The 18,977-nt window shown below is 41.8% G+C and carries 17 protein-coding genes and 1 tRNA gene; 13 read left to right on the top strand and 5 right to left on the bottom strand.

The features are described 5' to 3' along the window. Positions 1 to 11: 11 nt before the first annotated feature. Together KXJ59_RS11940 and KXJ59_RS11935 are read right to left on the bottom strand one after the other, a co-directional pair. Entirely contained in the window at positions 12 to 593 is a 582-nt protein-coding gene (locus KXJ59_RS11940) for a 7-carboxy-7-deazaguanine synthase QueE (protein WP_295204883.1), read from the bottom strand. A gap of 96 nt (positions 594 to 689) precedes the next feature. After that, the gene (locus KXJ59_RS11935) at positions 690 to 1,574 is read right to left on the bottom strand and encodes a bifunctional 5,10-methylenetetrahydrofolate dehydrogenase/5,10-methenyltetrahydrofolate cyclohydrolase (RefSeq protein ID WP_295204882.1); all 885 of its coding nucleotides are present in this window, start codon (positions 1,572 to 1,574) and stop codon (positions 690 to 692) included. 384 nt (positions 1,575 to 1,958) lie between these two features. Here KXJ59_RS11935 and KXJ59_RS11930 point away from each other — a divergent pair, with 384 nt between their 5' ends. The 3 genes from KXJ59_RS11930 (at position 1,959) to KXJ59_RS11920 (ending at position 7,160) form a co-directional block, all read left to right on the top strand. Beyond that, positions 1,959 to 5,177: a SusC/RagA family TonB-linked outer membrane protein gene (locus tag KXJ59_RS11930; protein WP_295204880.1), complete on the top strand. Its 3,219-nt coding sequence runs from the start codon at positions 1,959 to 1,961 to the stop codon at positions 5,175 to 5,177. A gap of 20 nt (positions 5,178 to 5,197) precedes the next feature. Continuing rightward, a complete protein-coding gene (locus KXJ59_RS11925; protein WP_295204878.1) occupies positions 5,198 to 6,640 on the top strand; it encodes a SusD/RagB family nutrient-binding outer membrane lipoprotein in 1,443 nt (480 codons plus the stop codon). A gap of 211 nt (positions 6,641 to 6,851) precedes the next feature. After that, positions 6,852 to 7,160 carry a DUF3467 domain-containing protein gene (locus tag KXJ59_RS11920; protein WP_295204876.1) on the top strand — a complete coding sequence of 103 codons (309 nt, stop codon included), beginning with the start codon at positions 6,852 to 6,854 and terminating at the stop codon, positions 7,158 to 7,160. A gap of 62 nt (positions 7,161 to 7,222) precedes the next feature. Here the strand turns inward: KXJ59_RS11920 and radC are convergent, their stop codons facing one another. Beyond that, positions 7,223 to 7,912 carry a DNA repair protein RadC gene (gene radC, locus KXJ59_RS11915; protein ID WP_295204874.1) on the bottom strand — a complete coding sequence of 230 codons (690 nt, stop codon included), beginning with the start codon at positions 7,910 to 7,912 and terminating at the stop codon, positions 7,223 to 7,225. Positions 7,913 to 7,985: 73 nt separating this feature from the next. Here radC and KXJ59_RS11910 point away from each other — a divergent pair, with 73 nt between their 5' ends. Then, a complete protein-coding gene (locus KXJ59_RS11910) occupies positions 7,986 to 8,939 on the top strand; it encodes a ribose-phosphate pyrophosphokinase (protein WP_295204873.1) in 954 nt (317 codons plus the stop codon). A gap of 193 nt (positions 8,940 to 9,132) precedes the next feature. After that, a complete protein-coding gene (locus tag KXJ59_RS11905; protein WP_295204871.1) occupies positions 9,133 to 9,723 on the top strand; it encodes a 50S ribosomal protein L25 in 591 nt (196 codons plus the stop codon). A gap of 51 nt (positions 9,724 to 9,774) precedes the next feature. Here the strand turns inward: KXJ59_RS11905 and KXJ59_RS11900 are convergent, their stop codons facing one another. Further along, positions 9,775 to 11,064, bottom strand: coding sequence for a HAMP domain-containing sensor histidine kinase (locus KXJ59_RS11900; RefSeq protein WP_295204869.1), 1,290 nt, complete (start codon positions 11,062 to 11,064; stop codon positions 9,775 to 9,777). A 103-nt stretch (positions 11,065 to 11,167) separates the two neighbouring features. Between KXJ59_RS11900 and pth the strand changes: the two genes are divergently transcribed. The 4 genes from pth to KXJ59_RS11880 all read left to right on the top strand — a co-directional run bounded on the left by pth (position 11,168) and on the right by KXJ59_RS11880 (position 14,689). Further along, a complete protein-coding gene (gene pth, locus KXJ59_RS11895; protein WP_295204867.1) occupies positions 11,168 to 11,743 on the top strand; it encodes an aminoacyl-tRNA hydrolase in 576 nt (191 codons plus the stop codon). 121 nt (positions 11,744 to 11,864) lie between these two features. Further along, positions 11,865 to 12,476 (top strand): fumarylacetoacetate hydrolase family protein, encoded by a 612-nt coding sequence (locus tag KXJ59_RS11890; protein WP_295204865.1) that lies wholly within the window; start codon positions 11,865 to 11,867, stop codon positions 12,474 to 12,476. Then, positions 12,457 to 14,568, top strand: a complete 2,112-nt coding sequence (locus KXJ59_RS11885) for an alpha-ketoacid dehydrogenase subunit alpha/beta (protein ID WP_295204863.1) — start codon at positions 12,457 to 12,459, stop codon at positions 14,566 to 14,568. The genes KXJ59_RS11890 and KXJ59_RS11885 overlap by 20 nt, the downstream gene beginning before the upstream one ends. A gap of 47 nt (positions 14,569 to 14,615) precedes the next feature. Next, positions 14,616 to 14,689 (top strand) — tRNA-Met (locus KXJ59_RS11880). A 331-nt stretch (positions 14,690 to 15,020) separates the two neighbouring features. Here the strand turns inward: KXJ59_RS11880 and KXJ59_RS11875 are convergent. After that, positions 15,021 to 15,920, bottom strand: coding sequence for a helix-turn-helix domain-containing protein (locus KXJ59_RS11875; RefSeq protein WP_295204861.1), 900 nt, complete (start codon positions 15,918 to 15,920; stop codon positions 15,021 to 15,023). A 150-nt stretch (positions 15,921 to 16,070) separates the two neighbouring features. Here KXJ59_RS11875 and KXJ59_RS11870 point away from each other — a divergent pair, with 150 nt between their 5' ends. The 4 genes from KXJ59_RS11870 to KXJ59_RS11855 all read left to right on the top strand — a co-directional run bounded on the left by KXJ59_RS11870 (position 16,071) and on the right by KXJ59_RS11855 (position 18,969). Further along, a complete protein-coding gene (locus KXJ59_RS11870) occupies positions 16,071 to 16,922 on the top strand; it encodes an aldo/keto reductase (RefSeq protein WP_295204859.1) in 852 nt (283 codons plus the stop codon). A 19-nt stretch (positions 16,923 to 16,941) separates the two neighbouring features. Continuing rightward, positions 16,942 to 17,925, top strand: coding sequence for an aldo/keto reductase (locus tag KXJ59_RS11865; RefSeq protein ID WP_295204857.1), 984 nt, complete (start codon positions 16,942 to 16,944; stop codon positions 17,923 to 17,925). A gap of 28 nt (positions 17,926 to 17,953) precedes the next feature. Beyond that, positions 17,954 to 18,436 (top strand): nuclear transport factor 2 family protein, encoded by a 483-nt coding sequence (locus KXJ59_RS11860; protein WP_295204855.1) that lies wholly within the window; start codon positions 17,954 to 17,956, stop codon positions 18,434 to 18,436. Positions 18,437 to 18,510: 74 nt separating this feature from the next. After that, complete coding sequence (locus KXJ59_RS11855) at positions 18,511 to 18,969, top strand: cupin domain-containing protein (RefSeq protein ID WP_295204854.1); 459 nt, start codon at positions 18,511 to 18,513, stop codon at positions 18,967 to 18,969. Positions 18,970 to 18,977: the final 8 nt, after the last annotated feature.

The raw sequence follows: 18,977 nt of genomic DNA, 5'->3' as shown, positions 1-18,977 counted from the left end.
AAATTCTTTTATTATGGAACGTTGATGTATTTGTGTACCTGCAGGCTGAGTTCCCATTGCGGATGGGCTTTGATATAGTCAATGATCAAAGGTGTTACTACCGATGCTTTATCCCATTCGGGCTGCAGGTAAAGCTTGCATTGGGGATGTACGAGTGCTGCATATGTTTCAGCCCATTCAAAATCATGTTTGTTAAAAACCACCACTTTCAATTCATTTGCCAGCGGAACTATTTCAGGTAATGGTGCTTTGAATTTTTTGGGTGATAGACAGATCCAGTCCCAATGGCCACTTAGCGGCGAAGAGCCCGATGTTTCAATATTTGTTTCAAAACCTTCTTTGTGTAATGCTGTAGTCAGTTCATCCAACTGATGCATAAGTGGTTCGCCACCGGTAATTACTGCCAGTCTTCCCGGGAATGCAGCCGCAGCAGCTACAATGTCGTCAATAGTTATAAGCGGATGTTTAGCCGCATCCCAGCTTTCTTTTACATCGCACCACACACAACCCACGTCGCAGCCGCCCAACCTGATAAAATAAGCTGCCCGACCCTGATGAAAGCCCTCACCCTGCAGGGTATAGAATGCTTCCATAACTGGTAATGTAGTGGTATGTTGTTGATGGGTACTGATTGGTATAAGTTTTAGTTTGGATTAAGAGACCATAGTCCATGGACTATGGACCATGGTCTATCGTCTATCAACTCTTTCTTCATAAGCCTGCATGGTATTTTTAAGTAAGCCGGCAATCGTCATTAATCCAACACCGCCGGGTACCGGTGTAATGGCAGATGCTTTGGTGGCTACTTCTTCATATGCTACATCGCCTTTAATGCGAAATCCTTTTTTTGCGGTACTGTCTTCTACACGCGTAATACCTACATCAATAATTACTGCTCCTTGTTTTACCATATCGGCAGTAACAAAACCTGGTTTGCCCAATGCAGCTACAATAATGTCGGCCTGCAGGCAAAGTTCTTTCAGGTTAGGTGTATGCGAATGACAGATGGTAACCGTGCAGTTACCCTGCTTAAGATTACTGCTCAGTAAAATACTCATTGGTCGGCCAACAATATTGCTCCTGCCGATTACTACTGCATGTTTGCCTTTGGTTGGAATATTAAAATGTTCCAGCATAAGCATGATACCATAAGGTGTAGCTGGAATGAAGGTAGAAAGTCCCTGAACCAGTTTCCCTACGTTCACCGGATGAAAGCCATCTACATCTTTTGCGGGGTCGATGGTTTCAATTACTTTTTGTTCGCTGATTTGTTTTGGTAATGGTAACTGTACAAGTATGCCATCGATGGCAGGATCAAGGTTTAAACTGGTAATAGTTTGCAGCAATACCGATTCACTGATGTTTTCTTCCAGTCGTATCAGTGTTGATTCAAGCCCGGTTTCCTCGCAGTTTTTTACTTTACTGGCCACATAGGTTTCACTGGCGCCGTTGTTACCTACCAAAATGGCTGCTAAATGGGGTTTTCTTTTACCATTGGCGGCCAGAGCTGCCGTTTTTACTTTCAGTGATTCTTTTACTGCTGCTGCTGCAATTTTGCCATCTAATACTAACATGCTGCAAAAGTATTTAAATACAGCAGGACTTCCTTTTTCAACCATAAAAAGAAAGATTGTATGAAGAAGTATTTGAATATTACTAAAAAAATAACCAGTTTAATCGGTGAATGAGGGAGAGAAGGAGAATTCGCCGGATTGAATAAAATCAGGTTTTCTGGTAAAACGCGATCTGTTTAACTATATGTTATAAATATTTAAATATAGTTTCCTTTTTTTACATATTACCATTTTTTTCGCACAAGTAGCTAATAATCAATAGTTTTAGGATAAATGTTAAAGAAAACAGAATTATTTTGAACGGTTGAACAAAAAGATTCCTACCTTAACACTTAGAAATTGTTAATGCTTTTAACAATTATTCTTCATTCTAAAATAACGCACATGAGAAAAAGTCTAACACTGTTAGCTGCTGCTTTGCTGTGGACACTATCCAGCTTTGCGCAAACAGTGGTGGTACAGGGTCAAGTGTCTGACGACAGAGGCCCCATACCAAATGCCACTATTCAGGAAAAAGGCAGTACCAATGCCGTTAAAGCCGATGATGTCGGTAAATTCAGTTTAAGAGTAAAACAGGGAGCAAAAGTTACGGTTTCGGCCATTGGGCACGAAACCTATGAGTTTACTGCTTCCTCTACTTACCAGAACATCGTTATCAAAACACTCGCTGGCGAACTGGAAGAAGTATTTGTAACCAGTGCCTTCGGTGTAAAAAAATCACAGCGCACTACGCCATTTAGTTCACAGGTAATCAGCGATGAAAAACTGAATGTTATTCGTCAGCCAAACCTGAACAATGCAATGGCTGGTAAAGTGGCCGGTGTACAGTTCAGGGGCCAGTCTTCTGCCAAGCTGAACGATCAGGGTTTCCTGCGTATTCGTGGTGGTGGTTCTCTGGGTGATGTGGGAGCTATCTATGTTGTAGATGGTACAATCACCAACTCTTTTGATATTAACCCCGATGATGTAGCAGATATCACTGTATTAAAAGGTGCGAACGCTACAGCATTATTTGGTAGCCGTGCCGGTAATGGTGCTATTGTCATCAGTACCAAAAAAGGCGCCAGAGCCAAAGGTGTGGGTGTAGAAGTAAATCAGTCGGTTACTTTTGATAAAGCTGTTTTCATGCCACAGTACCAGAATGAGTATGGTGGTGGTGATGGTGGCTGGTTAACATTTAACTACGTAGCCGGTATGCCAACAGAATGGCAGGCCTTCAATGGTAAACGTTATCGCGATTTTACCGATGATGCTTCATGGGGTCCGAAAATCGATGGCTCAGAATATATTCCCTGGTATGCTTTTATACCCGGTCATGCACGTTCTGGTAAAACAGCCAGCTTTACGGCTCAGCCCAATAACGCCAAAGATTTCTGGAACACAGGTGTAACATCTAACACGAATGTAAGTTTTACACATAGTAATGGTGCCGGAACCAATCTTCGTGTTTCTTATACCAACCAGAACATCAAGGGTATGCTGGAGAACAGTAAGTCGCTCAGACATACACTGAATACTTCTTTCAGCATGGATATGGGTCAGTATATTACCCTGGGTGCCAACCTTAACTATACCAATCAGCAGATCAGTGGTGATTTCTCTGATGGATATGCCAACAACTCTGCAGGTAATTTTAGTCAGTGGTTCCACCGCGATCTTGATATTGATATCATGCGTGAACTATCAGGGTTAAAAACACCTATCGGAACTTTTGCCTCATGGAACTTCCGTCGTAATCCGGGTTCATGGAGTGCTGCTGCGCCAAGAAACAGTGTGTATGCTGCTAACTACTGGTACAATCCATTCACCTATTTCCAGAATATTGATCTCACACAGAGAAGAGACAGGTTATATGGTGATCTGAACCTGACTGTTAAATTCTCTAAACACTTCAAATTCAAAGGAGCCATCCGTAAAGATCAGTTTGGTGGAAACGTGGAGAACATTCTACCAAGTGTACTGGAAGTTTCTGGTGGACAAACAGGTTTGCTCGCCAGCTATGGTACAAGCAATACCGTGAACAACGAGTGGAACTTTGAAGGTGTGGCTACATACACGCAGAAATTTGGAGACCTTGATATTACTGCGAATGTGGGTGCCAACCGTTTGAACATCCGTAACAGGGCTGTAGCTGCCAATACCAATACCGGTTTGAATGTACCGGACCTGTATGCTATCAGCAACTCGAAAACAACACCTACCATTACCAATACAAGATCAGATCAGCAGGCAAATTCATTGTTTGCATTTGGTGATGTAGAGTATAAGAAATACCTCAGTTTAACATGGGCATTCCGTAACGACTGGTTCTCTACACTGCCCAAAGGAAATAACTCATTGTTATCTCCGTCTGTAGGTGCTTCGTTTGTATTTAGTGAGTTCACCAAGAAAATTTCCTGGTTGAGCTTTGGTAAAGTATTTGGTTCATGGGGTAAAAAACCAAAAACCCTCGGACCATATGCACTTAACCTGAACTACTCAGTAAATGCATTGTTATGGGGAAGCAACTTCCTGATGTCAACTCCAAACGGTTCACCTGATCCAAACCTGCGTGGTGCTTTAACAACCACCTGGGAAGCGGGTGTTGATTTACGTTTTGCCAAGAACAAGGTTCGTCTGAATATCGTTTACTATAATGAAGATAACAGAGATGAACCACTGGGTGTAACTGTAAGTGGTGTGAGTGGATTTACTTCACAAACCATCAACGCTGCCCGTGTTACCCGTTCAGGTCTTGAAGTTGAATTGGGTGTAAGCGTTCTCAAAACAAGAAACCTGAGCTGGGAAATCAATAAAACAGTTGCTTATATCTTAGATAATAAAGTACAGGCACTGGCTCCTGGTTTAACAAGCTTTACTTTATCAGGTGGTTCATTCGGAACACGTTTTGCCAGGGCCTTCCATTTTGTGGGTCAGCAATGGGGTATGTTAAGAGGTGGTGGTATCAAGCGTAATGCTGATGGCCAGCCATTAATTACTACCAACGGTTTCAGTGGCGGTTTGGGCTGGTACCAGGCTGATGCAACCAAAGACTGGGGTTCAGTTGTGCCCAGACTTACTGGTGGGTTGCAGAACTTTATTACCTACAAAAACTGGAACCTGGGTCTCACATTTGATTACCAGGTGGGTGGTAAATTCTTCTCTCTCTCTGAGCAGTGGGGTACTTTCTCTGGTTTGTTGAATACAACTGCTGGTAAAAATGATAAAGGAAATCCTGTTCGTGACCCGGTTGCTTCAGGTGGTGGTGTTCGTGTAAGAGGTGTTGATGCTGCTGATGGTAAAACACCAGTAGATGTATATGTAGATGCTTACGATTATTTCCACCAGTTCTACTATCAGCAAATTGCTGAACCATTTGTACATGACCTCACTTTTGTGAAACTCCGTGAGTTGAGTCTTGGTTATGCTATTCCAACCCAGAAACTGGGCAAATTTGGAAAAGTGTTCCAGGGTGCATCTGTATCAGTGATTGCACGTAACCTGTTCTTTATCTACCGCGATACCAAAAACTTTGATCCTTCTGAAATCAGCGGTGTATTTGGTGAAGATGGTAACCTGCCAGGTTCACGTTCTATCGGATTTAACTTAAAACTTAATTTCTAAAACCCTTAAATATCATTTATATGAAACAAGTGAATTTTAAAAGAGCCGCAATGGCATTAGGGGTTTTTGCAACCTTGTTGACGGGTTGTAGTAAGGGTATTGATGATTTCGGAAATATCAACCGTAACCCGAATGCAACCACCATTCCTATTACATCGGCACTGCTCACCAATGTGCTGGCCGGTGCAGGTGGAAACGTATGGGGCGGTGGTATCAATACCACTGCCGGACTGTACTGTCAGTACATGTCTGAAACCCAGTATACGGATATCTCCAGGTATGCACAGCCCGTTATTAACTGGGATGGAATTTATTCCGGAGACCTTTATGATCTTCAGAATATCATCAATGTAAATACAGATCCTGCTACCAAGGCAGCTGCAGCGCAGTTTGGTTCAAATAATAACCAGATTGCCGTTGCCCGTATCCTGAAAGCATATAATTTCTGGATGCTTACAGATGCTTATGGTGACCTTCCTTATTTTGAAGCTTTAAAAGGTAAAGGAACAATCGCTTATGATAAACAAGAGCTGATTTATCCCGACCTGATTAAAGAACTGAAAGAAGCTGCTGCACAATTTGATGGCGGCCTGACCATTCAGGGCGATATCATGTACAGTGGTAATACTACCAAATGGAAGAAGTTTGCCAATTCTTTAATTGCTACAATTGCACTCCGTATGTCGAAGGCCAATGCTACTTTGGGTAAAGCCGAGTTTGCAGCCGCCATTGCCGCTGGTGTAATTGATAACAATGCCGATAATGCAGCCATCGTTTATCCTGGTGGTAACTATCGTAACCCTATCTATAACTATTATGTGGTTACGCAGCGTTTTGACTTTGCTGTTAGTAAAACAGTTACAGATCAACTGACTGCTAAAAACGATCCACGCATCAATGTGTATACAAGCAATGCAAAAGGCTTCCCTTATGGAATGACACGTGCCGATGCGTTGGCCTGGCAAACTGCTAATCCAACATTTGGTTTCCTGTATGGGTTTACTGCAACTCCTCAAACCCTGCCTATGTACCTGATGACAGCCGGACAAGTGTACCTGGCTCGCGCAGAAGGCGCAAGATTGGGTTGGACAACAGAAGTAGCAGCTACCCAGTATGCCAATGGTATTACCGCAGAGTTTAACCGTTGGGGTATTACCAATACTGCAACAATTGCAACTTATCTCGCCCAGACCGATATTGCTTTAACAGGTCTGGCTTCAGATGTACAGAAAATTGCTGAACAGAGATGGTTGTCTTACTTTCCTGACGGTAACCAGGGATGGGCAGAATATCGCAGAACAGGCTTCCCTGCTATGACTCCTGTTCCGGGTTCTGCTACTGCAGTTCCAAGAAGGATTCCTTATGGTTCTAATGAACCATTATACAATCCAACCAACTATGCAAGTGCTGCTGCAACGTATAATTCAAACTCAATGAGTGCGAAAGTTTGGTGGGATAAATAGTGCTGAAAAATCGGAAAATGTTGTACATTCAAAATTGAATCAATAGTCACTCGTTTTCAGTTTTTATAGTTTATCATGCACATGAGAACGGCCGGTATTCTTACCGGCCTTCTCTTTTTAATAAACGGAGCTTCTTTTGACAGCTGATATAAAACAGGCCACATAGATTGACAGCCTTTTTCTCCTATTTTTGTCTTCTTTAAATAATGATATGGAACAACAACCCAATAACCAGTTGAATATTGAAATCAGCGAAGAAATGGCAGAAGGGGAATACGCTAACCTGGCTATTATAACCCACAGCAACGCTGAATTTGTGATTGATTTCGTAAACGTAATGCCGGGTACACCCAAGAGCCGTGTGAAATCAAGAATTATTTTTACCCCCATGCACGCCAAACGTTTTATGAAAGCACTGGAGGAAAACATAGCAAGGTTTGAAGCCGCCAATGGCGATATACAAGACCTTGAACATATTGAGATTCCTATGAACTTTGGGGGCCCTACCGCTCAGGCATAATCCGGGATGGTAATGATGGATTTGTATGCACGGGATGAACCACATTCATTTCTATCCTGCTATTACAACCTGCCTTCGTCGGCAAAACTGAAGTAGCCATCGACACTTACGATAATATGATCGAGCAGGCCTATATCGAAAAGGGCCGCCGCTTCTTTTATTTTTTGGGTAATAAGTTCATCAGCCCTGCTGGGTTGCAGGTTGCCGCTTGGATGATTATGACATAAAACAATAGATACCGCATCATGTAAAACAGCTTTTTTCAGGATAATACGGATATCGACCACAGTACCCGTTATACCTCCTTCACTTACAGTTTCCATTGTAATTACCCTGTTGGCACGATTAAGCAGTAAAATGGCAAATATTTCCTGCGCTTTATGAACCAGCTTGGCCCGCAGAAATTCGGCAATATCCTGGCTGCTTTTAATAATATCTTTTTTTACCGTTAACTGGTGCCTTCTTAGGCCAATCTCCAGTGCAGCGGTAATAGAAATGGCTTTTGCCTCACCCAATCCTTTAATACGCAGCTTGCAGATTGACTGTACCGACATACTACCCATGATATTCAGGTCGTTTTTGCAGTGCAGGAGCAATTCCCTGGCCAGCGAAAGTGCTGATTTTCCGGGAATACCGTGATTAATGAGGATGGCCAGTAATTCAGAATCACTAAGGTTTTCCACTCCTTTCGTGAGTAGTTTTTGCCTGGGCTGATCATCAGAAGCCCATTCTTTGATGGTATTTTTTTCCATGGTAAAAAAATTGAAATTTTCAAATCATAATTTCTTAACCTAATCTCTATCTTCGCCGCATATTCCCTCGATTATGAATCCATCTGTCAAGATTTTCTCCGGCACTGGCTCTCAGAAGCTGGCAGAAAAAATCGCGCAACGTTTTGGTGCACCCATCGGTAAAATCAATATCCAGAAATTCAGCGACGGAGAGTTCCAGCCTATCTTTCTGGAAAGTATCCGTGGCGATTATGTTTTCCTGGTTCAAAGCACTTATGCGCCAACCGATAACCTGATGGAACTACTGTTAATGATTGATGCAGCCAAACGTGCCAGCGCATATAAAATCATTGCAGTAATACCTTATTATGGCTTTGCCCGTCAGGATAGAAAGGATAAACCAAGGGTTGCAATCGGCTCCAAACTTATAGCAACTCTGTTGGAAGCAGCCGGAGCGGACAGGGTTATAACCATGGATCTCCACGCCGCTCAAATACAGGCGTTTTTTGATGTGCCGGTAGATCACCTCGATAGCTCAGCCATCTTTATTCCGTACATAGAACAACTGAAATTGCAGAACCTCACTTTTGCAGCACCCGATGTAGGAAGTACCAATCGCGTAAGAGAAATTGCCAGTTATTTTAACTCAGAAATGGTGATCTGCGATAAACACAGGAAAAGAGCCAATGAAATAGCCAGCATGGTGGTAATCGGAGATGTTGCCGACAGAGATATTGTTTTAGTAGACGATATATGCGATACCGGCGGAACATTGGCCAAAGCAGCCGGCCTGTTAAAAGAAAAAGGTGCCAGAAGCGTACGGGCCCTGATTACCCACCCGGTATTAAGCGGAAAAGCATACGAGAACATAGAAAACAGTGTACTTGAAGAACTGGTAGTTTGCGATACCATTCCCTTAAAACATGAGGCGCCGAAAATAAAAGTTATTTCAGTAGCCGACCTTTTCGCCATAGCCATTCGGAATGCTTACGAGAATAAAAGTATAACCAGTCTCTTTATTCACTCTCAGTTGAAAGGCAGGGGGTAAGAAAGCTATAAGCAGCTAGCTAATAGCTTCTAAATATGAATAATTACACTAAAAGTAAAATCGGTATATATTATTGATAATCAATAGTATACGCCGATTTTGTTTTTTTATCTATAGCTCGCAGCTAGAAGCTCGCAGCTCATAGCTAAAAATCGAAGATTTTCCCCTACTTTTGCCGTCCAAAATTTTTAATATGAAAACGATTACAATCGAAGGACAACTGAGGACCGAGCATGGCAAAAAAGCCGCCCGCCAGATTCGCTCTCAGGAAAACGTGCCAGGTGTAATTTACGGGGGTGCACAGGAGATCAATTTCTTTGCTCCTGCAAAGGCTTTCAAGTCTTTGGTTTACACAAGTGAATTCCAGTTGGCCGAGGTAAAAGTGGATGGTAAAACCTACAAATGCATCCTGAAGGATCTTCAGTTTGATAAAGTAGATGATGCATTGATCCACGTTGATCTGCTGGAACTGGTAGACGACAAAAAAGTAGTAGCTACATTACCACTTAAATTCACCGGCGTATCAGTGGGTGTAAAAGAAGGTGGTAAACTGGTAACTAAAATGAAGGCATTAAAAGTGAAAAGCTTTCCAAAAGACCTGAAAGAGTTCATCACAGTAGATATTACCACACTCGAACTGAATGGTAATATTCGTGTAGAAGATGTGAAAGCAGATAATATGGAAATTCTGAACTCACCTCGTATTCCCATCGCATCGGTGGTAATGACGCGTCAGTTGAAGCAGGAAGAAGCTACAGCTGCGAAAGATGAGAAGAAGAAATAATTTCTTTCATAACAAATTCATCAGCCCCGGTATTTTACCGGGGCTGTTTTTTTATATAGTCGCAGGAAAGGATACAAAGAAAACCGTACCCTTTGGTTTTCCGGCTTCTACCCATATACGGCCATTATTCTTCTCCACAAATTCCTTGCAAAGTTTTAATCCAAGTCCGGTTCCCTTTTCATTCAATGTGCCTCTTCTCGAAATAATATTAGCTGGAGAGAACAGTGCATCACGGGTAGTTGTATCCATACCATCACCTTCATCGGTAACGGTAATCATTACTTCATGGTTCAGGGTATAATGATGAATCTCAATCACACTGTTTTTATAACTATACTTTGCCGCATTTGACAAGAGATTCCTTAATACCAGTTGAAGATGATTTGGATCAACCCAGATAAGCCCTCCTTCAGATCGTATATTGACTTGTACCGATTTATTTTCCAGCTCAGCCTGCATCAGAGAAATAACCTGTCCGATTATTGTTGTAAAATCTATCTTCTGTTGATTTACCTCAATACCTCCCAACTGGCTGTTGCTCCATTGTAAGAGGTTGTCTAACCCGCCCTGCAATTGTTTTACATGCAATGAAATATGTTCAACCAGTTTATCGAATTCCTCGGGTTTGAGTAAATGCCGGTTCAGCAGATCAAGTGTGTTTTTAAGTTGGGCAACTGGTGACCTGAGATCATGTGCAATAATAGAAAAGAGCTTTTCTTTGGTAGTGTTTGATTCTTCCAGTTCACTGTTCTTTTTCTCAAGTGTCAACTGGCTTTGTTGTAACTGTCGCTCGAAAAGAGTCTGCTCATACCGGTAATAGATTAATCCGGCAAAAGCCAGTACCATGGCACTTGTCATATTTATTAGTACCCTCGAATGAGGCAGTCGTTCCAGCATCCAGGGTGTTGTATCGGTAAACCTGATGAATATAAAGCAAGCAATGGTTAACAGGGAAAGCCATATAATACCTGATGTTCTTTTTAAAATCAAACTAATGACTACAAGGTTGGTAATGAGGTAATATTCGTTTCCATTCTGGAATTTAACAGCACTCAAACAAAGACTGGCAGTAGAAAGTATACTCAGGATTATACGGGCCGTTTGTACATAACTATAATAGTTAACCATCAGGAAAACAAGGCTTCCCATTATATTGAGTGTGAGCAGCCCCACGTTCCAGTAATGGCCTTCAGCTAAATTGATGAGGATAAAAACAGCACTGTGTAGCAAACCAAGTGAAACCAGAAAATTCAATACCCTTGTCTTTTTTTGCTCTATAGCATCCAGAGACGGGTGTATGCCAATATTGACGGCTTTATCAAAAAAAGAAGGGATTTTCATCAGGGGGTTCAATAACAGTAACCGAAATTAAAACGATATTTATCGAAAACGCTATTTTTTATTTCTGTCTTGCATAAAACTCTTGATTATTTTTGTCCTATCTATGAATAAGTTCCTGATAGTCGGGTTGGGCAATATTGGTGATGAATACAGGCATACCCGTCATAATATCGGGTTTGATGTGGTAACTGCTTTTGTGTTACACCACAATGCTTTTTTTAAACTCGACAGGCTCGCCGAAGTTGCGGAAGTAAAATGGAAGGGCAGGACTTTTATCTGTATTAAACCCACCACTTATATGAACCTGAGTGGCAAGGCATTTAAATACTGGATGGATAAGGAGAAAATTGAAATTGGTAATACGCTGACCATTGTAGATGATTTAGCTTTGCCCTTGAGTAAACTCAGGTTAAGGGGATCGGGTTCTGATGCGGGTCATAATGGTTTGAAAGATATTCAGCTTACATTGGGTACCGACCAGTATCCTAAACTTCGTTTCGGAATTGGCAATCAGTATCCGAAAGGCAGGCAGGTTGATTTTGTATTGGGTAAATGGTTTCCCGAAGAACAGCCGGTGGTACAAGAGAAGATTAATAAATCGGTAGAGATTATAGAGTCTTTTGCCACTATCGGGCTCGAAAAAACAATGAATACCGTAAATAACCTGAGTTTTTTATAATATAATCTGTGTTTAGACGTTATCAGAGATCAATATTATCCATTTCAATCCTTTGAAAAACACCAACCCTTTTCAGGCCGGGTGATCGAAAAGATGTCTGGTTAATATTAAATCAATGTGTATGAAAATTTTTTGTGTTGGCAGGAATTATGTCGACCATGCAAAGGAATTAGGTAATGCGGTACCCGAAGAGCCGGTAATATTCATGAAGCCTAAGTCGGCCCTGCTACAGCCCAATACGCCCTTTTATTATCCCGAATTTACCAATGAACTGCATTATGAAGCAGAACTGGTATTGCGTATAAGTAAGAACGGTAAATACATACAGGAACACCAGGCGCACCGCTATTACGATGCTATAACCGTGGGCATTGATTTTACAGCAAGAGATATTCAGGCTGAACTCAAGAAAAAAGGCCTCCCCTGGGAAAAAGCAAAAGCATGGGATCAGTCTGCAGTAGTAGGAAAATGGATGCCATTACAACCCGATACCATGCGTTCGCCCCTGCAGTTCTCTATGCAGAAGAATAAAGAACTGGTACAGGATGGAAATACTTCACAGATGATTTTTTCCTGCGATCACATCATAGCTCATATTACGCAGTATTTTTCACTAAATATCGGGGACTTGATTTTTACCGGTACACCCGCCGGCGTAGGCGAATGCGTTGTAGGCGACATACTCGAGGGCTACCTCGGACAGGAAAAAATGTTTGAGCTGGAGATCAAATAAAAAGAGCCAGAAATCGTTATTACGATTGATGCTTACCCCGGAAATATTAATACAGGCATATAAATACATGGCCACTGCCAAAGCCATGTGTGATACTTATGATGCCAACAGACAGATATGTAAATATGTTCACTCCACATCGCGCGGTCATGAAGCCATTCAACTGGCTACAGGTATGCAGTTATTAGCCTGCGATTGGGTAAGCCCATACTACCGCGACGACAGCATCATGCTATCAATCGGTTTTCAACCATATGAACTGATGCTTCAATTGCTGGCAAAAAAGGAAGACCCTTTCTCCGGCGGCAGATCCTATTATTGTCACCCCAGCAGCAGAGATGTAAATCGTCCTTATATTATTCACCAGAGCAGTGCCACCGGTATGCAAACCATACCTACTACCGGACTGGCACAGGGGATACAGTACCTCGAAAAAATTCAAAGCGAAAAACTGCACACCATAAACGGACAATTACCCATTGTAGTATGTTCACTGGGTGATGGAAGTGTAACCGAAGGAGAAGTGAGTGAAGCCATGCAGTTTGCTGTGCTCAAACAATTACCCATCATTTATCTCGTACAGGATAACCAGTGGAGCATTAGTGCATCGGCAGAAGAAGTGCGAGCCATGAATGCATATGATTTTGCAGCAGGGTTTAAGGGATTAAAAAGATGGCAATGTGATGGAAGTGATTTTATCAGAAGCTATGAAACCATGGCAGAAGCCATAGAATATACCCGCACGGAAAGAAAACCCGCACTTGTACATGCAAAAGTTCCCCTGTTAGGGCATCATACAAGTGGGGTACGAAAAGAGTTTTACAGAAGCAGGGAAGACCTCTTAAAACATGGCTCATATGATCCCTTGCCCAAACTAAGGTTATTACTTGCAGACCTGGGTATAGCCGAACATGTGATCAGTGCCATCGAAAAAGAAGCCGAGGAAAAGGTAATAGCAGATTTTACAAGGGCACAGGCATCGCCGGAACCGGATCCGAAAACGGTGGAAGACCATGTATTTGCACCAACGCCGGTAAAAGAAGAAAAAGGACAGCGTTCACCAAAAAATGCTGAAAAAGTATTGATGGTAGATGCCGCTCTTCATGCCATTGAGGAGCTGATGGAAGATCATGCTGAAGCTGTTTTATATGGGCAGGACGTAGGTGCCCGCCTGGGGGGTGTATTTCGTGAAGCAGCAACGCTGGCCGATAAATTTGGTGAGCACAGGGTATTTAATACGGCTATACAGGAAGCCTATATTGTTGGTTCAACAGCCGGATTGTCTGCTCTGGGTATGAAACCCATGGTGGAAGTGCAGTTCGCAGATTATATCTATCCTGGATTTAATCAATTGGTGACTGAACTGTCTAAATCCTGTTATCTCTCCAACGGAAAATTTCCGGTGGGTATGGTATTAAGGGTGCCCATTGGCGCTTATGGAGGAGGTGGCCCATACCATAGTGGCAGCGTAGAAAGTACCCTGTTAACAGTAAAGGGTATTAAAATTGTATATCCATCGAATGCGGCAGATATGAAAGGCTTGTTAAAAGCGGCTTATCATGATCCCAATCCCGTAGTAATGCTGGAGCATAAAGGCTTATACTGGAGTAAAGTGCCTGGTACAGAAGAGGCCAAAACCATCGAGCCGTCCAAAGACTATATATTGCCATTGGGCAAAGCCAATATTGTAATGGCAGCCGATCCCGGAAAAATAAAAAGAGGAGAAACTGTTTGTGTGATTACCTATGGCATGGGCGTTTACTGGGCAAAAGCCGCAGCGGCCAATTTCCCGGGGCAGGTAGAAGTGCTCGATCTGCGTACACTCTATCCTTTGGATGAGGAGCAGATATACCAGTTGGTAAAAAAACACGGCAAAGTGCTGGTGCTGAGTGAAGAACAGCAGAATAATTCTTTTGCAGAAGCCCTGGCCCTGCGAATCAGCAATCATTGTTATCATTTCCTGGATGCCCGGGTAGAGGTATCAGGATCTCTGAATCTGCCAGCGGTGCCCATCAATCTGGCCCTGGAAGCAGCCATGTTACCCAATGCCAATACAGTGGCGAATAGGATCGCAAAATTGTTGGCATACTAAGCCTGAACCCCTATATTTGCACCCCGTAAATGAAAATTTACATACCCGGCGGGGTAGCTCAGGTGGTTAGAGCGTTGGATTCATAACCCAAAGGTCTCGGGTTCAACTCCCGATCCCGCTACAGAATAGGATTTTTCAATGGTTTCATTGGAAAATCCTATTTTTTTGCCTTCACAAATCATTATGATCTATTTACTAACTCAACATAGGAATTGATTTTGCGAGTTAGATATTGGTGATTTTCTGCATCAAAGAGTATACCCTCTGGAAATAAGGTTTTGTGTAATCTTCTCTTTTCGTCCAAGCTCCCTCACACCAACATTTCACTAATTTTTTCAAGCTTTTTCAAGCAGTTCCTACAAGTTAGATATTGTCTTCTTTCCGCCATTCATTTCTTGGTGTACTTGCAACAGTTTAGTACAAGGTCCAAGTTTTTTTCTTGAGTGGATATGCTAATTAAGCGATCGATACTCATTAGGAGAAACTCCTACTTTTTTCTTAAACAACCTCGAAAAGTGTTGTGGATATTTAAAACCCATCTCGAATGCAACCTGATTCACTGATTTATTAATATCGAAAATTTTTTCTTTAGCGATATTGATGATTTTGGTATGAATGAATTCCTGTGCAGTGATACCGGTTTCTTTCTTTATCAGGTCGCCAAAATAATTGGGAGATAGATTTAATTCTTCTGCGCAGAAGGCTACTGATGGCAGACCAAGGGTAAATGGCTTATCCGAATTGAAATAACTGCCAAGCAATTCTTCAAATCTTTCTAAAATTCCTTTGTGAACGTTATCACGGGTAATGAACTGGCGATCGTAGAATCTGGTACAATAGTCCAGGAACAATATGATGTTGGCAATGATAAGTTTCTTGCTGTGCTTATCGATACCATGTTCAAGTTCATAATCGATCTTTTGAAAACTTTCGAGTACAATATTTCTTTCCCTTTCCGATAAATGCAATGCTTCTCTTGTTTCATAACCAAAAAAGGAATAATCATGAATATGGCGACCTAAAGAGGTTCCCACTATCAGGTCTGGGTGAAAAATTAAACCCCAACCTTTTGGCTGATAAGCTTCTTCGCTGTAGGTTGCTGTTAAAACCTGCCCAGGCCCCAAAAAAACGAGTGTGCCTTCCTGGTAGTCATAATTATTTTTTCCATAGACTAAATCCCCACACTTCACTTCTTTCAGGAAAACGGTATAAAACCCAAATAGAGCCTTAAAGCCGCCATGGCGGGGGGCCGCTTTTGAAAAATCAACGATACTTACCAATGGGTGCTTAGTTTCATTTTTGTTGAAATCGTTGTATTTCGTAATAGTGTCAAAATTGATGATCTGTTCCAATTTAATGCGTTTAATACACAAACTTATCAAGATATCTGCTTACCTGTTATTCAATTACCCATGATCAGTAATAATGGTAGAACAAACCGTAATATGTCTTCCCTGATCGATAGTAATGGTAAGATATTTGTACTTTAAAGAGAATAGGATATGCAGGCGTTAACTTTAAATAACGGGGTGAAAATGCCGGTTCTGGGTTTTGGGGTATTTCAGGTTCCGGATTTGGCCGAATGCGAGAGAAGCGTGCGAGATGCAATTGAAACCGGATATCGATTGATTGATACCGCTCAGTCTTATATGAATGAGGCAGCTGTTGGAAGGGCTATAAAGAGTAGTAGTGTGAAAAGAGAAGAATTATTCATTACAACTAAAGTATGGATACAATCTCACGGATTAGAGGGGACAAAGAAAGCGTTTGAACAATCCATGGAAAAGCTACAACTTGACTATCTGGATCTTTACCTTATTCACCAGCCCTATGGTGATGTGTATGGAACATGGAGGGCAATGGAAGATTTGTATAAGGAAGGTAAAATTCGTGCCATAGGGGTTAGTAATTTTCAACCGGACAGATTGATAGATTTGATTATTCATAATGATGTTCGTCCTGCAATAAACCAGATCGAAACACACCCCTTCCACCAACAAGTAGAAACACAAAATTTTCTCGACAAAAACAATGTTCAGATAGAATCCTGGGGACCATTTGCAGAGGGCAAGAACAACGTATTTTCAAATGAACTTTTGAATTCAATTGGATCAAAGTATAATAAATCCATTGCACAGGTTGTGCTTCGCTGGCTCACACAGCGTGGTGTAATTGCCATTCCTAAATCAGTACATAAAGAAAGGATGGCAGAGAACATTAACATCTTTGATTTTACCTTGACCATTGAAGAGATGGAGTCAATTAAAAGTCTCGATACGAGGAGTAGCAGCTTTTTCGATCACAGAGACCCAAACATGGTGAAATGGCTTGGTGAAAGAAAACTTGAGGATTAATCTAGACAAAATTGAAGCCATGCAAAAAAGAATATTGGGAAAAAGTAATTTAGAAGTATCAGCCCTTGGATTAGGTTGTATGGGATTGAGCTTCGGGTATGGACCAGCAACAGATAGAAAGAGTGCGATACGATTACTACATGCTGCAGTTGAGACGGGAATTAATTTTTTTGACACTGCAGAAGCATATGGTCCTTTCGTTAATGAAGAATTATTGGGTGAGGCGCTAGAACCATACCGAGACAAAGTTGTGATTGCTACCAAGTTTGGTTTTAAAGAAGGTAAACCATCTTTAGGCACAGATAGCCGCCCAGAAAATATCCGGCTGGTAGCTGAAGCCTCTTTAAAAAGGTTACGTACTGAAACAATTGACCTTTTTTATCAACATAGAGTTGATCCCAATATTCCTATTGAAGACGTAGCGGGAACGGTAGGTGATTTGATCCGTGAAGGTAAAGTGAAACATTTCGGACTCTCGGAAGCAGGAGTTCAAACCATCCGCGCGGCACACGCCACTCATCCTGTGGCAGCGTTGCAAAGTGAATATTCGCTTTGGTGGCGCGAACCGGAAAAAGAAATCCTTCCGGTATTGGAAGAACTCGGAATCGGGTTTGTGCCATTCAGTCCTTTGGGCAAAGGATTTTTGACGGGTGCTATCGACAAGAATACCGTGTTTGAAGCGACAGACTTCAGAAATACGGTCCCGCGCTTTTCTGAGAAAAACCGGGTAGCCAACCAATCATTGGTCAATCAAATAAATAGCATTGCTAATGTTATGGATGCTACACCAGCGCAAATTGCCTTAGCATGGTTGCTGGCACAGAAGTCATGGATCGTTCCGATCCCAGGCACTACCAAATTACATCGCCTCAAAGAAAACAACAGTTCTGCAGAAATAAAACTGGATGAGAATGATCTCAAATCAATTGACGAGGCATTGGCAAAAATCGATGTGAAGGGGAATCGGTATTCAGATCAAGCTCAAAAAATGGTAAATCGATAACGATATTCTATAACTCAAATTCCAAACTATGAAAAAAGTAATGATCGCTTTGTTCTTTTGTTTTGCTTCAGGGCAAATAGTATATGCACAGGCAAAGCTGCCTACTTCTTCCGCGACCGATGTTTCAAAGGAGGAGCAGGAAATACTCGACCTTTCCAAAAATAAATGGGCTTGGATGGCAGATAAAAATGTGGATGCGTTAAATGAGTTGTTTGGAGAAAAATCCGTCTTCGTCCATATGGGAGGTAGTTGGGGTAAAACACAAGAATTGAGCACGATCAAAGCCGGTAGAATATGGTATAAGAAAGCTGAGGTCTACAGCGCCTCTGTGAATTTCTTCGGAAATACTGCAATCCTGTTAAACGATATTGACCTGGTGGCAGCGGTTGGTGGAAATGAGGTTGTCAATGCTTTTATGGTAACAGAAGTGTACATTAAAGAAAACGGAAAATGGAAAATGGGATCACTCACCTTTTCTCATCTTTCGCGACCTGTGAAATTGAATAAATAAAATAAGTTACAAACTGTCATCATCATCAACGTATCATAGAATAATCATCATTAAATCTCACCTAAAAAATAGCCATGAGAAAAATCAACTTGCTCCTCGTTTTTGCATTAGTTTTTGCCACTCAGATATCTGCCCAGGAAAGCACCACTTATACAAAAAACGGCGTAGCTATTCCAGTTAGGACTACACCCTCTAATACACTTATCGAATTGATCAGTTCTGACAGCATTTTCAATTTTAATATTGCCGTTGCAACATTTCCCAAAGGCCAAAAATTGGCATGGCACTCTCATCCCGGCGGACAAATTTTGGTGATCACCGAAGGGGTTGGCTACTACCAAGAAAGAGGCAAACCCAAACAGGTAGTACGCAAAGGCGAAGTAATCAAATGTCTTCCAGGCGTAGAACATTGGCATGGAGCTTCTGCTGAAACCGGCGTAAGTTATATGGCAACCTACTCAACACAAAAAGGAGTTACTATATGGTTACTGCCTGTAACTGATGCTGAATATAACAGCGAGGCCAAACTCTAATTTTCTAC

Source organism: Sediminibacterium sp. (genome assembly GCF_019264485.1).
Classification (GTDB): Bacteria; Bacteroidota; Bacteroidia; order Chitinophagales; family Chitinophagaceae; genus Sediminibacterium.
This window is presented reverse-complemented; position numbering and strand designations above follow the sequence as displayed.